Annotated in this window: 11 protein-coding genes; 3 read left to right on the top strand and 8 right to left on the bottom strand. The window is 47.2% G+C overall.

Features of this window, described 5'->3' with window-relative positions:
• Positions 1–104: 104 nt before the first annotated feature.
• Positions 105–1,316 carry a beta-ketoacyl-ACP synthase I gene (fabB, locus tag FJD32_RS08150; protein ID WP_181159844.1) on the bottom strand — a complete coding sequence of 404 codons (1,212 nt, stop codon included), beginning with the start codon at positions 1,314–1,316 and terminating at the stop codon, positions 105–107.
• A 138-nt stretch (positions 1,317–1,454) separates the two neighbouring features.
• On the opposite strand from fabB, the gene mnmC reads away from it, so the two are divergent.
• Positions 1,455–3,554, top strand: a complete 2,100-nt coding sequence (gene mnmC / locus FJD32_RS08145; protein WP_140907253.1) for an FAD-dependent 5-carboxymethylaminomethyl-2-thiouridine(34) oxidoreductase MnmC — start codon at positions 1,455–1,457, stop codon at positions 3,552–3,554.
• 194 nt (positions 3,555–3,748) lie between these two features.
• Here mnmC and FJD32_RS08140 read toward each other — a convergent pair whose 3' ends face one another.
• From FJD32_RS08140 to prmB, 6 genes are all read right to left on the bottom strand, one after another.
• Positions 3,749–4,357 (bottom strand): RNA methyltransferase, encoded by a 609-nt coding sequence (locus tag FJD32_RS08140; RefSeq protein WP_140907252.1) that lies wholly within the window; start codon positions 4,355–4,357, stop codon positions 3,749–3,751.
• Positions 4,358–4,360: 3 nt separating this feature from the next.
• Positions 4,361–4,642 (bottom strand): YfcL family protein, encoded by a 282-nt coding sequence (locus FJD32_RS08135; protein WP_011622202.1) that lies wholly within the window; start codon positions 4,640–4,642, stop codon positions 4,361–4,363.
• Positions 4,643–4,726: 84 nt separating this feature from the next.
• Complete coding sequence (locus FJD32_RS08130) at positions 4,727–5,857, bottom strand: ATP-NAD kinase family protein (protein WP_140907251.1); 1,131 nt, start codon at positions 5,855–5,857, stop codon at positions 4,727–4,729.
• 64 nt (positions 5,858–5,921) lie between these two features.
• Entirely contained in the window at positions 5,922–7,091 is a 1,170-nt protein-coding gene (locus tag FJD32_RS08125; RefSeq protein WP_140907250.1) for an MFS transporter, read from the bottom strand.
• A 69-nt stretch (positions 7,092–7,160) separates the two neighbouring features.
• Positions 7,161–8,255 (bottom strand): chorismate synthase, encoded by a 1,095-nt coding sequence (gene aroC / locus FJD32_RS08120; protein ID WP_140907249.1) that lies wholly within the window; start codon positions 8,253–8,255, stop codon positions 7,161–7,163.
• Between the two features lie 128 nt (positions 8,256–8,383).
• Positions 8,384–9,328, bottom strand: coding sequence for a 50S ribosomal protein L3 N(5)-glutamine methyltransferase (prmB, locus tag FJD32_RS08115; protein WP_099458373.1), 945 nt, complete (start codon positions 9,326–9,328; stop codon positions 8,384–8,386).
• 80 nt (positions 9,329–9,408) lie between these two features.
• Here prmB and smrB point away from each other — a divergent pair, with 80 nt between their 5' ends.
• Entirely contained in the window at positions 9,409–9,939 is a 531-nt protein-coding gene (gene smrB, locus FJD32_RS08110) for an endonuclease SmrB (RefSeq protein WP_041416788.1), read from the top strand.
• A gap of 77 nt (positions 9,940–10,016) precedes the next feature.
• On the opposite strand, the gene sixA is transcribed toward smrB, so the two are convergent.
• Complete coding sequence (gene sixA / locus FJD32_RS08105) at positions 10,017–10,487, bottom strand: phosphohistidine phosphatase SixA (protein ID WP_140907288.1); 471 nt, start codon at positions 10,485–10,487, stop codon at positions 10,017–10,019.
• 169 nt (positions 10,488–10,656) lie between these two features.
• On the opposite strand from sixA, the gene FJD32_RS08100 reads away from it, so the two are divergent.
• Positions 10,657–13,446 (top strand): insulinase family protein, encoded by a 2,790-nt coding sequence (locus tag FJD32_RS08100; RefSeq protein WP_140907248.1) that lies wholly within the window; start codon positions 10,657–10,659, stop codon positions 13,444–13,446.
• Positions 13,447–13,522 lie beyond the last annotated feature (76 nt).

The raw sequence follows: 13,522 nt of genomic DNA, 5'->3' as shown, positions 1-13,522 counted from the left end.
TTCTAGCAAGACTCTGATCATAAACCCAATCCCTGAGTCGCATTGCTCAATTTTAGCTAATAAAAAAGGAAGCCGAAGCTTCCTTTTTTAACAAAAATAATAGTTTACTTATATTTGCGCATCACTAACGTTGCGTTAGTGCCACCAAAACCAAAGCTGTTGCTCATAACAGTGTTTAGCTCTGCATCGCGGTATTCACGCACGATTGGCATGTCCTTCGCAGCTTCATCTAAGTTATCGATGTTGATGCTTTGGGCAATAAAGCTGTTTTCCATCATGATTAAGCTGTAAATCGCTTCATGTACGCCTGCGGCGCCTAATGCATGACCCGTCATAGACTTAGTCGATGCAATCGGTGGACACTTGTCTTTAAAGACTTCACGTAGTGCTTCTAATTCACGCACGTCACCTACTGGAGTAGAAGTACCGTGGGTGTTGATATAGTCAATTGGTGTGTCCACATCGGCCAGTGCCATTTGCATACAACGCACCGCACCTTCGCCAGACGGAGCCACCATATCGTAACCGTCTGATGATGCACCATAACCAATCACTTCAGCATAAATCTTCGCGCCACGAGCCAGAGCGTGCTCTAACTCTTCAACGATTAAGATACCGCCACCGCCAGAGATAACGAAACCATCACGGTCAGCATCATAGGTGCGAGAGGCTTTTTCTGGAGTGGCATTGTATTTAGTCGATAGCGCGCCCATCGCATCGAAGCCCATGGTCAGAGTCCAATCCACTTCTTCCGAACCGCCCGCAAACACCATATCTTGCTTACCCATTTGGATAAGTTCAACGGCGTGACCGATACAGTGAGCACTGGTCGCACAGGCTGAACTGATTGAGTAGTTCATACCTTTAATTTTGAAGGGTGTCGCTAAACAAGCGCTGGCCGTGCTCGACATAATGCGTGGCACGATATAAGGACCCACGCGTTTTACGCCTTTTTCGCGTAGAATATCAGCCGCTTGAACTTGGTTAGAAGACGAAGCGCCGCCTGTACCCACAATTAACCCTACGCGAGGATCTGAATATTGCTCTTCAGTTAACTGAGCATCCTTAATGGCTTCTTGCATTGCAATGTAAGCATATGCCGCAGCATCGCCCATAAAACGCAGCGCTTTACGGTCAATCAGCTCTGAAGGATCTAATTTGATATTGCCCCATACATGACTGCGTAGTTGCATTTCTTCAAACTGAGCGGAATGTGTAATACCACTACGGCCCGCTTTAAGTGACTCAGTCACTTCTTGCTTGTTATTACCGATACTTGAAACAACACCCATTCCGGTGATCACGACTCTTTTCATTTTATTGCTATCCATTGTGTACATGTCAGTACCTACTTTTTGCTGAGCCAATAGTATCTGTTTTGCTTCAATTAAGTGGTCAGCTTTCCATAAAGGCGGGTAAAATAATGCCTAATATGAGACCGAGAGTATATTTCTTTGACTGCTAAGCCCCAAAAATCTTACCAATTTAAGCGTGATTACCCGCAACTAATCAACCTTTATCCCCCATGCGCATTGACTACTGCAAAGTCTCTGGACAATTTTACTCTCCTTCAACTCTCTCGCTTACCGACGCAATCAACCCAGCTCATTCAGGGCTTGCACGTCATGGGGCAATGGGGATTAGGCGATGGACTCGAGCTACTATCTTTACTGCATCACTGGCAAACGCATACTCAACCTCAAGGCAAAACGCGTCTGTTAGTCAAAGTGTTTGAGCCCAATCCCATTAACGATTACGAACTTAAATTACTTTGGGATCAATCGCAAAGTTTAATTTCCAAGCCTCATTTACAACCCATTGCCAATGCCATACTTAAGGCAAAGCCTGCGCGCATTATAGGGTGCCAGAGATTAATTTTTGATGACGGCCTAATCACAGTCGATTTGCATTTTGGCGATCAGAACACAGCACTTAGCCAACACCCCCACAGTACTTCTCATCCCATTCAGCAATGGCTGGTTTTACCGCATATATCTGCGCAGCTAAATGGTAAGCAGCTCTGGCAAATGGCACGCTTGAGTGCGGATGATGCCCTACTGATTGGGCTTAATCTTAGTGAAACAGCACAGCACCTTGCCCACAGCTGCGGCTTTAGCACGCTTGACGTCAGCCAAGACGCTCTCAATGAAAATGCCTGCGACTCACTGCGAAACCATATTATCAGCGACAATATTCTGATCCATGAGCGTAAATTGCTGCGTCAGCAAGCCGATACCGTTCAGGCATTTACCCCAAAACCTTCGGCACTCGCCACTAAAGAGCAGCCAATTGCCATCATAGGCGGGGGACTCGCATCAGCACATCTGATGCTATCACTCGCCGAACGAGGCCAAAGTAGCATATTGTTTTGTAAGGATAATGAGTTAGGCCAAGGCGCGTCTGGTAATCGCCAAGGGGCGATCTATCCCCTACTCACGCCAGAAAATGATGAACTTAGCCGTTTTTTCCAACAGGCGTTTCTATTCAGTCGCCGCCGAATCGAGGCGCTGAGTCTTGCATCAACGATGGGCACGAACGGAACATCTGGTGTGACGCCAATTTCCCATGATTTTTGTGGCGTGCTGCAAACAGGTCATGATGAGCGCAGTCAACAACGGCTGGATAAAATCATCCAAAGCCAAGACTGGCCAGTGGAAATCGCCTACGCCGTTGATGCGAATGAAGCCAACGAAATAGCTCAAATAGGGATTGATAAGGCTGGATTTTTCTATCCCCTTGGAGGCTGGGTATGCCCATTTGAATACGCCAAGGCGGCGGTAGATAAGGCCTCGCAACTTGCCCATGTGCTGTGCCATTTCAATACCGACATCACCGAAATCAAGTGTGATACAAATGCTTGGTATCTCCACACTCAAAGCCAACGTTTTGGACCATACAGCCAACTCGTGCTCGCCAATGGCGCGCAGGTGACACAGTTTTCAGCCAGTGAACGTTTGCAGATAAGTCCGTTTCGCGGCCAAGTGAGCCACGTCCCTGCCAAATTTAAACTGAGCCAATTGGCGACAGTGTTATGCGCGAATGGTTACCTCACGCCGAGTCATCAAGGGTTGCATTGTCTTGGCGCCAGTTATGTAAAAGCGGCAGCTCACCTCGATTTTTGCCCGCAGGAGCAACGGGAAAACCTGGGGAAAATGCAAGAAAGCTACCCCGATCAAGCCTGGGTTGACGATATCGACATCAGCGGCAATAGCGCCCGAGTTGGCGTGCGCATGGTAACGCGGGATCATTTCCCGATGATGGGCTGCGCGCCCGATGTGGCTGAAATATTGGCGCGCTATGAACAGCATCAACTCAATCAGCAGCAGGCCGAACAAAGCAAGCATTATTGGCAAACGACCCCAGCTCCCATCCTCAATGGCCTTTATATTCTGGGCGGTTTAGGATCGCGGGGATTAAGCTCCGGCCCCTTGGCGGCCGAATGCTTGGCGGCACAATTAACTGGTGAGCCGCTGCCACTGGATTGGCCAACCTTAAATAAACTCAACCCAAATCGGATGTGGTTACGCAAATTACTAAAGGGTAAAGCACTTTAATGGATGTGAGCTTCGTGATTTTAGTGGTTTTTATTGGTGACCGTATTAATGAGCTTAGTTGCAGCAATTAAACTTTATCGCTCAGAGAAAACCAAGCACTCCAATGCGGGTATTTTCTAAAGATATAAGTGCAAAAACAAAAAAGGATTAAGCCATTGCTTAATCCTTTTGGGATAATACGCTGATCCTTAAGACTACTTCGAAGACTCACGCTTAGTGGTTTTAACACGAGTGCGATTATTATTGTCGCGACTTTGACGGATCAAGGCATCACCATCGAACTCGGTTTGAGCTGATACTTGCTCACGATGGGCTTTCGCTAATCTATCGTACAGCAGTACATTGACCGACGCCGCCAAATTCATGCAGCCTACCGTAGGCACATACACCACGGCATCCGCCCTATCGATAATCTCTTGGCCAATAGTGCCATCCTCAGGGCCAAACACATAAAAGGCTTTCTCGGGATGCACAAACTCAGGTAAGGGTGTCGCCCCTAGGACTAAATCCACGCACACCAGCTTAGTGTCAGAGGGGAGCGCATCGAGTAAGGAGGCCACCCCAGTTAACGGAATGCGCTCGGCGGCGCTCTGCGTATCGGCGTTATATTGCTGCGGCCCACGGGCGGCATATTCATAGCGTTTACCCGTGTAGAACACCGCATCGACACCATAACAACCCGAAGCGCGCATAATGCCGCCTACGTTCGTCGGGGTTTTCGGATTGACTAGACCGATATAAACCGCTTGCTGCCCCTCAGGTTCAGCCATGGTATCAACCGAAGTCGTCTTGGATATACTCATCAATTAGGCCGCTAAATGACTAACAATTTTGCCATGCAATTGTGTCCACGCCGCTTCCACTAATGCAAAATCGGCATCATTTAATTCTTGGCGCGCCAGTGCTAAACAGTCGGTCATTTTTTCAAGTAAGGCTTCTAACGTGCTCTCGCCTTCGTCTTCGAGTTGCGATAACACCACCGCCACATGGCCTTGCAGATAACCGCAGGCAAATAAGGCATCGTCATCACCATGGCTTACGACAGACTCAATCCACTGTTCTAGTGCTTCTTCATACTGCTCTAACATCGGGTCAAACTCTCCAATAACGTATTTCGCCCAAATGGCCGCTGGCCCCTCGGTGCTTGCAATCTCCGAGGAGAATAAATCTGATTAGTCGGGGTTGGCCACCTGATACATCACATAATCATGGTAACCCGTCGTCACTTTGTAATAGCCACAAAGCTCACGATCTAATTGAGGGTCGCCACTATCCACAATTAAGGGGCGTCCTTCAAGTGCTTTTAGCTTAGTTTTTGTGGCGAGGATAATAATATTGTCCTTACCGAGGCGGCGGATCAGCTCTGGCGACAACTGCTGGTTGCCACGACCGAGAATATGCCCCTGCCCGCCAATCAAGGTAATAACCAGTTTTACCGGCTTATCTTGGGTAAGGTCGAGTAACTGCTTGGCGGTTAAATCACTCGCCACTAATGTTTTATCTTGGATAAGATCAACCCCCAACAGAGTGTTATCGAGCCCAAGCTCTTCCATCACAAAGGCGACCGTGCTGCCCGAGCCCATAATGTACAGCTCGTCTTCCATCTGCTGGATAACATCGGCGGCAATGTCGGCGAGCACGAGCTCATCGACTTCTTTTCCGCCCATCTTCACCGCTTGCACATAACGGGGTTCAGCGGGCACTAATAGCTCACCAAACCGTTTGGCGCGCACCGTGCCTTGGCGAAAAGCTACTTCATCGATATCCATCACATCGGCGCTCATTAGGCTGACTAACTCACCTTCGAGCAACATTTTGACCACCATACCCGCGGCATGGGGCGTGATGCCGTAAACGCCCGAATGGATTTTGACCCCAGCCGGCACACCAAGCACGGGTAATTTATCGTCGATAACGGCTTGTTCAAACACGCTATACACATCACGCGCCGTGCCATCGCCCCCCGCAAACAGTAATAAATCTAACGGTTCATCAAGCAAGGTACGCACAACGGCTTGCGTGTCTATCGCTTGAGTTTTATCCGGAGTTTGATACACCACACGGGTGTTAAAACCTAAGGCGTTGGCGGCATCCTCCCCCATCACACCTGAGGCGGTAATGATTTCGATATCTTTGGCAAAAGGGGCAATCACTTCTAAGGCTTGCATCATGCGTTTTATTGCCTTGGGCTCGGCACCTAAGGCGAGTGCCTGCTCGGCCACGCCATCGCTGCCCTTAAGCCCCACACTGCCACCTAAACCCGCTAGTGGATTGATGACTAAGCCTAAACGAAACCGGATCACCTTAACCTCTCTTGTTCATTATTTTAGTTTTTACAATGAGTTATTTTTCACAATCAATGTCAGCTTATGACGTAACCGCTTGCGCCCCATCCTTAGGGATCAAAAATACCGCTAACATGGCCGTAAAGGCACAGGCCGCCGCAAATACCCAAGACCATACAGCGCCGCTACCATCACCCCAGATATACCCGCAAATCCAAGTGCCGAGTGCGCCGCCAACCCCAAAGCTTAAGCTGGCATAAAGGGCTTGCCCTTGGCTGCGATGACTGGCATCAAAATTTCGATGCACAAATTGAATCGAGGCCGCATGGGTCAAGCCGAAGGTGAACGCATGCAGCACTTGGCTTAAACCCAGTAACAACATGCTCTCAACACCAAAGGCGACCAGCAACCAGCGCACGGCGGTCATGGCAATACTGACGACAAGCAAGGTATTAACGCCATACCGTCCAAGCAAGCGAGGCGCAAACATAAACATCACGATTTCGGCCATAGCACCGAGGGCGACAAAAATCCCCGCGGCCGCTTCGGTGTAACCCGCCTGCTTAAGATAGAGCACAAAGAAACCGTAAAAAGGCCCTGCGCTCATCTGTAATAACATCGCCGACACCATGAACCACAGAATGGGTTTAGTCCATTTAAGTGGCTGGCGCTCTTGTCCTTGTGGACGCACAGCCCGATTGGCAGGCAATGGCAAGGCACACACCAGCATCCCCGTAAACAAAACTAAACCAATATAGGGCAATACCTCGGTGCCCCATTGACCGATGGCAAAACCGGCGCCGACCACTAAGCAGATATAACCAATGCTGCCAAAGCTGCGGATTTGTCCATAGCGGCTGGCATTTTCACCTAAGGTTTCGAGGGTGATCACCTCAAGCTGCGCTAAAATCGCGTTCCAGAAGAAGGTATACAGCGCAAGGCTCAGCGCCATATACACAAAACCACCGTGGTAGAAGAAACTCAAATACGCCAGCATCGCCGCGCACGCGCCCATCTTAACCAATTCGGAGCGCATGCCTGTGCGATCGGCCACCTTCGCCCACACATTGGGAGCCACGATACGGGTCGCCATTAAAATCGCGAGCAAAAAACCGATTTCTTGAGGGTTAAATCCTCGGTTTTCGAAGAAGACCCCAAGGTAAGGGATCATAGTGCCGAGAATTGAAAAGAAGAAAAAATAACAGGCACATAGCCAGCGTAACTGCTGGCTTGTGCTAGAGATTGTAGGCATTAACGCATTCCATTTATTACACAGCCGCTATGCATCTTTATTCCATGCAGACTGTCTCATTCATCGCGCCTATCTCATGCCGAGAATCGGTGTATGACTGCGAACATCCTGATTTTGAGCTCTGTGTCTTAACAGATGATCCATCAACACAATCGCCAGCATAGCTTCGGCGATCGGTACCGCGCGGATCCCGACACAGGGATCGTGACGACCTTTAGTCACCACTTCTGCCATTTCACCTTGGGCCGTCATGCTTTGACCCGGCACACTGATACTCGAGGTCGGTTTTAATGCGATATGAGCAATAATCGGTTGACCCGATGAGATGCCGCCGAGGATACCGCCCGCATGATTAGATTCAAAACCCTGGGGCGACATTAAATCGCGCCCTTCTGAGCCCTTTTGTGTCACAACCCCAAAACCATCACCGATTTCCACGCCTTTTACCGCGTTTATGCCCATTAAGGCATGGGCGATGTCGGCATCGAGCCTATCGAACACAGGCTCACCCAGTCCAACAGGCACATTAGTCGCCACCACCGAAATTTTTGCACCAATGGAATCACCGGATTTTTTCAGCTCGCGCATATATTCATCCAGCGCCTCGAGCTTACTCGCATCGGGGAAGAAAAAGGCATTTTGCTCGATTTGACTAAAATCGATGGTCTCGGCGCAAATCGGTCCAAGCTGCGACATATAGCCTTGGATACTAATGCCATGCACTTGTTTTAAATACTTTTTCGCCACAGCACCCGCGGCAACGCGCATCGCAGTTTCGCGGGCGGATGAACGGCCGCCGCCACGGTAATCACGCAGGCCGTACTTTTGTTGATAAGTGTAATCTGCGTGGCCTGGGCGAAATAAATCTTTGATATTAGAGTAATCTTGGCTGCGCTGATCGGTGTTTTCGATCAGAAGCCCAATGGAGGTGCCTGTGGTTTTGCCTTCAAACACACCGGATAAGATCCGAACTTCATCAGGCTCACGGCGCGCGGTGGTATAACGGGATGTGCCAGGACGACGGCGGTCTAAATCATGTTGCATATCGGCTTCGGTGAGTTCGAGCCCTGGGGGGCAACCATCAATAATACAACCGAGCGCCACACCGTGACTTTCACCAAAGGTAGTCACCACAAAATTTTGACCAATACTGTTTCCAGACATCCGCTTTTTACACCTTAAATGATTTGCTTCTCGCTCCGCGCCCAGCAATGGCTGGACAATTCTTTTTCCCGCTGCAAGCCTAACTGGCAGCGGGAAAAGACTCAACCTAATTTATGTGCTTATTGTGATTATTGCGCGTCGCGATAAATGGCAAAAAGCGATTGATGTTCGATCAATTGATCACGAGTTAGCACAAACACACCGTCGCCGCCGTGTTCAAAGTTAACCCAAGTGAAAGGTACTTCAGGGAATTGCTCCATCAGATGCACCATAGAGTTACCCACCTCAACCACTAAAATGCCCGTTGGTGTCAGGTATTGAGCCGCATTCGCTAAAATGCGTTTTGTTAAGTCGAGGCCGTCACGACCCGAGGCTAAACCAATCGCAGGCTCATGGTGGTATTCATCTGGCATATCGCCAATATCTTCTTCATCCACATAGGGCGGATTAGAGACAATCAAATCATATTGTGGACCTTCAGGAATGGCTGAAAACAGATCCGATTGCATAGGGAACACTCTGTCCATGACCCCTAAGGTTTCAACGTTGATTTGCGCCACATCGAGGGCATCATCACTGATATCCAGCGCATCGACCTCAGCTTCATCAAATTCGTAGGCACAGGCAATCGCGATACAACCACTGCCAGTGCATAAATCTAAAATGCGATTAACTGGCTTGCCGTATAACCAAGGACTAAAACGATTGGCGATCATCTCGGCGATAGGTGAACGAGGTACCAATACGCGCTCATCCACATAGAACTCAAGCCCTGCAAAGCGCGCTTTATTGGTTAAATAAGGCACAGGCAAACGCTCACGTACGCGGCGAATGATAAGCTCGACAATTTTGTGTTTTTCGCTGCTGGTTAAGTTACTTAAAATCACTTGTTGGCCGATTTCTTCGGGCAAGTGCAGCGCATGAAACACTAATGCGATGGCCTCATCCCACGCATTATCTGTACCATGGCCATAGTACACATTGGCATCATTAAAGCGGCTCACCGCCCAACGCAACATGTCACCAATGGTGCGTAACTCTGTCACAGCTTCATCTACAAAGATCTTATCCAAAACGCTCTCCCGCTTGTATGTTCACAAACATTGTAACTGAACTCTATTCAGAAACCATAGGATTCAATAGAATACCCGACATGAATAAAGACGATGACAAAGAAGGCATGGCGATGTTTTCGGCGCTAATCGAGGGGATAAAACCTATCACCCAAGATAAGCGGCATTTTCGCGCGCCCCTAAAAACCAAACAAGAAATTGAACTAAAAGAGCAACAGTTGCATGCTAATAGTTATTTCTCAGATACTTATCAACCGCTACTCCCCGTTCAAGGGCCGATGCGCTGGCTTGATGAAGGAGTCGATAGCCTCGAGCTTAAACGTTTAAGACGTGGCGATTATCAACCGGATTTGTTGCTGGATTTACACGGTTATCGCCAATCTGAGGCCAAGCTGGAATTAGCTGCGCTCATTCAAGCCTGTGTAAAACAGCAAAGCCAATGTTGTTGTGTGATGCACGGTTATGGCACTGGCATACTTAAACAACAGGTGCCGATGTGGTTGGTGCAACATCCTATGGTAAAAGCCTTTCACCAAGCGCCCAAAGAATGGGGTGGCGATGCCGCGTTATTGGTACTGATTGATATTGGTGACCAGCCCCATCGACGTTAAGTTATCCAACTTTATAAATAAAGCATGCTAAAACAAAGGGCCCACATCTGTGAGCCCTTTGTTTTATATTGAATTTATTAACTAATACTATGAGGAGCATGCTGCCACACAAGAGAGGCTTGCTCGGCATGTTTATCGATTAATGTAATCCCAGAGGTAGCAAACAAAGGCGGTTCAACACCCGCTACCAACTCACTCACCAAATAACCTAAAAGCGGCATATGGGAAATCACCAACACTTTATCGGCCTTATACAATTCGGCATAGGCCAAAATTAATGCGGCAACATTAGCAGGATCGCCAGATGGCACGAGATCATCGGCAACCAGCCATTTGCGCGGCTCAGGAAAATGTTGACTCAATGTTTGCCAAGTTTGCTGAGCCCGTAAGTAAGGACTAACCAAAACAAGATCAAAATCGCTGACGCTTCGGGATAACCAGTTGCTCATAAACACTGTATGGTGTCTTCCAACATCGGTTAACGTTCTATCCCTATCCGACTGAGCATTAAATCCAGCATCACCATGTCGCATCAAAAATAGCTGCATACGTCTCTCGTTACCCATACTTGTTTTTGTTTTATCCCAATTGTAGCCCTAAAATGGATTTCGACAAACCTTGCAAGAGTTAATCTTTAGTCGATAAGCACAAGAGATATTTGCCAAAAACCATTAAGACTATCAATATATAACAAGCCATCGTCATCGGAGTGTCTCTTTGCAAGCCTCTCAGTCTATTTACAAAAGTCCAAACGATCATCGCCAGTACCGTTATCTCGTGTTAGATAATGCGCTGCGGGTATTATTGGTGGAAGATTTGGACGCTAGCCAAGCCGCCGCCTCCATGGCGGTCGCAGTGGGACATTTTGATGATCCTGTAGATAGACCCGGTATGGCGCATTTTTTAGAGCATATGCTCTTTTTAGGCACTGAAAAATTCCCCGACTCAGGCGAATACCACTCATTTATCAATCAGCACGGCGGCAGTAACAATGCGTGGACAGGCACCGAGCATACCAATTTCTTTTTTACCATCAATGCTGATGTTTTCGCCGACTCCTTAGACAGATTTAGCCAATTCTTTATCGCGCCGAAATTTGACTTGGAATTGGTGGATAGAGAACGCCAAGCCATTGAATCTGAATTTAGTTTAAAGCTGAAAGATGATATCCGCCGCAGCTATCAAGTGCTAAAAGAAACCGTCAATCAACAGCATCCATTCTCAAAGTTCTCCGTGGGAAACTTAGTTACTTTAGGAGGAACGCAGGCACAGGTTAGAAGCGAGTTATTGGCGTTTTATCAAACTCACTACAGTGCTAATTTAATGACACTGTGTTTAGTTGCACCTGTGTCGTTAGATGCGTTGCAAGCACTTGCAATACAATATTTCAGCGAGATCCGTAACTTAAACTTAGTCAAACAGTATCCTGATGTTCCGCTGTTTTCACAAAATGAACTGCTTAAGCAAATCAATATTGTCCCATTAAAGGAACAAAAACGTTTAAGTATCAGCTTTAATTTCCCAGGCATCGACCACTACTACAAACGTAAACCACTCACCTACATTAGCCATATTCTCGGTAATGAGAGTAAAGGCAGCCTGTTGTCGTATCTTAAAGAACAAGGTTTAGTGAATAATTTATCGGCAGGTGGCGGTGTCAATGGCTATAACTTCAAGGACTATTGCATTGGCCTACAGCTCACAGATAAAGGCATGAGCAATATTGAAGACATTGTTTGCAGCTGTTTTGAGTATATTGAGTTAATCAAAACTCAAGGCCTTGAAGACTGGCGCTATTTGGAGCGAGCAAATCTGCTAAAAATGGCATTTCGCTATCAAGAACACGTTAAATCCCTCGATTTGGCCAGCCACTTAAGCATCAATATGCACCACTATGAAGTGGAAGATCTGCTCTTTGGTGATTATCGTATGGATGGTTTAGACGTGCCCGAAACACTCGAGTTATTGGCACTAATGACACCGCAAAATATGCGGTTGCAACTTATTGCACAGTCCGTTAAGAACGACCGTAAAGCTAACTGGTATCACACTCCATACCAAATTTTGCCGATAAAGCCTCAGTCCCTCGCCCGTTGGCAAGTCACTCAGATTCGTCCAGAACTCCAGTTACCCACAGCGAATCCCTTCATTGTGGCTGATTCTATTGCTCGTCCCGATAAAAGCGAAGTCGCAGTCCCTGTTATCGTTGCGGAATCCACGGGATACCGGATTTGGCATAAAAAAGACGATGAATTTAATGTCCCTAAAGGGCATATGTATTTATCACTCGACTCTGAGCAAGCAAGTAAAACCCCCAAACATGCCGCTCTCACCCGCTTGTATGTCGAGATGTTACTCGATTATCTAACCGAGCCTACTTATCAAGCTGAAGTCGCAGGATTAAGCTACAACATCTATCCACACCAAGGGGGTATAACGCTACATTTATCCGGTTTTACCGGTAATCAAGAGACACTGTTAGCTTTGCTTATCCATAAAGCAAGAGAACGTAATTTTACCGAAGAACGGTTTGCCTTAATCAAGTCTCAGCTGTTACGTAGTTGGCAAAATTTGGCTCAAGCTAAACCGATTTCACAACTGTTTACCAGCCTGACAGCAACATTACAGAAGCGCAGTTACGAACCAGCCAGAATGGCCCAAGCACTTGAAAATATAACCTTGAATGATCTACATAACCATGTAAGGGCATTTTACGAAAAAATTTATCTAGAAGGATTAATTTACGGCGATTGGTTAGTCTCAGAGGCTCAGGCACTCGGCAAACGTCTGGAGCATATCTTGTCTCTGGTCTCTAGCCCTAGCGCAGAATCCACCCGTGAATTAATTAATTTAACCGGACAAGGCACCCTTTTAAGAGAACTGGCGATAGATCATCAAGACAGCGCCATTATCGTCTATTATCAATCAGCAAGGGCAACGCCAGAAAAAATGGCACTGTTTAGCTTACTCAATCACGCGATGTCCTCAACCTTCTTCCATGAACTGCGTACTGAAAAACAATTAGGCTACATGGTTGGCACAGGTTACCTTCCGCTAAATCGCCATCCTGGGCTCATTTTCTATATTCAATCACCCACAACGGGTCCACTGCATTTACTGGAAGCAATCGACGAGTTTATCGCGGACTTTAACTATGCTGTTATGCAAATAACGAATGAAGAATGGGAAAGCACAAAACAAGGACTCATCAACCAGGTAATGGAACATGATGCCAATCTTAAAACTCGTGGCCAACGTTATTGGGTGAGTGTCGGTAATCGAGATTATCAGTTCAATCAACGGGAACTGGTTGTGGCTGAAATCAGCAAGCTCACCCGCCCCGATTTAATCAAGTTTATGATGCAAAAAATGCGCACAAAGCATAGTGATCGCTTAGTGCTTTTTAGTACCGGTTCTGAGCATGTATCTCAATCAGCCCTCAAATCTGACAATATGATTACCGATCTAAAACTGTTCAAACAAAACGCTGAAAAGTTCAATTTTTAACCTAAAAAAAGCTGTTAGATCATTAATCCAGCATTTACTGTAAACAAACAAAACCGCTGCATTCATGCATTTGTGC

It is taken from the genome of Shewanella sp. LC6, from assembly GCF_006385735.2.
In the GTDB taxonomy this organism is placed as follows: Bacteria; Pseudomonadota; Gammaproteobacteria; order Enterobacterales; family Shewanellaceae; genus Shewanella; species Shewanella xiamenensis.
This window is presented reverse-complemented; position numbering and strand designations above follow the sequence as displayed.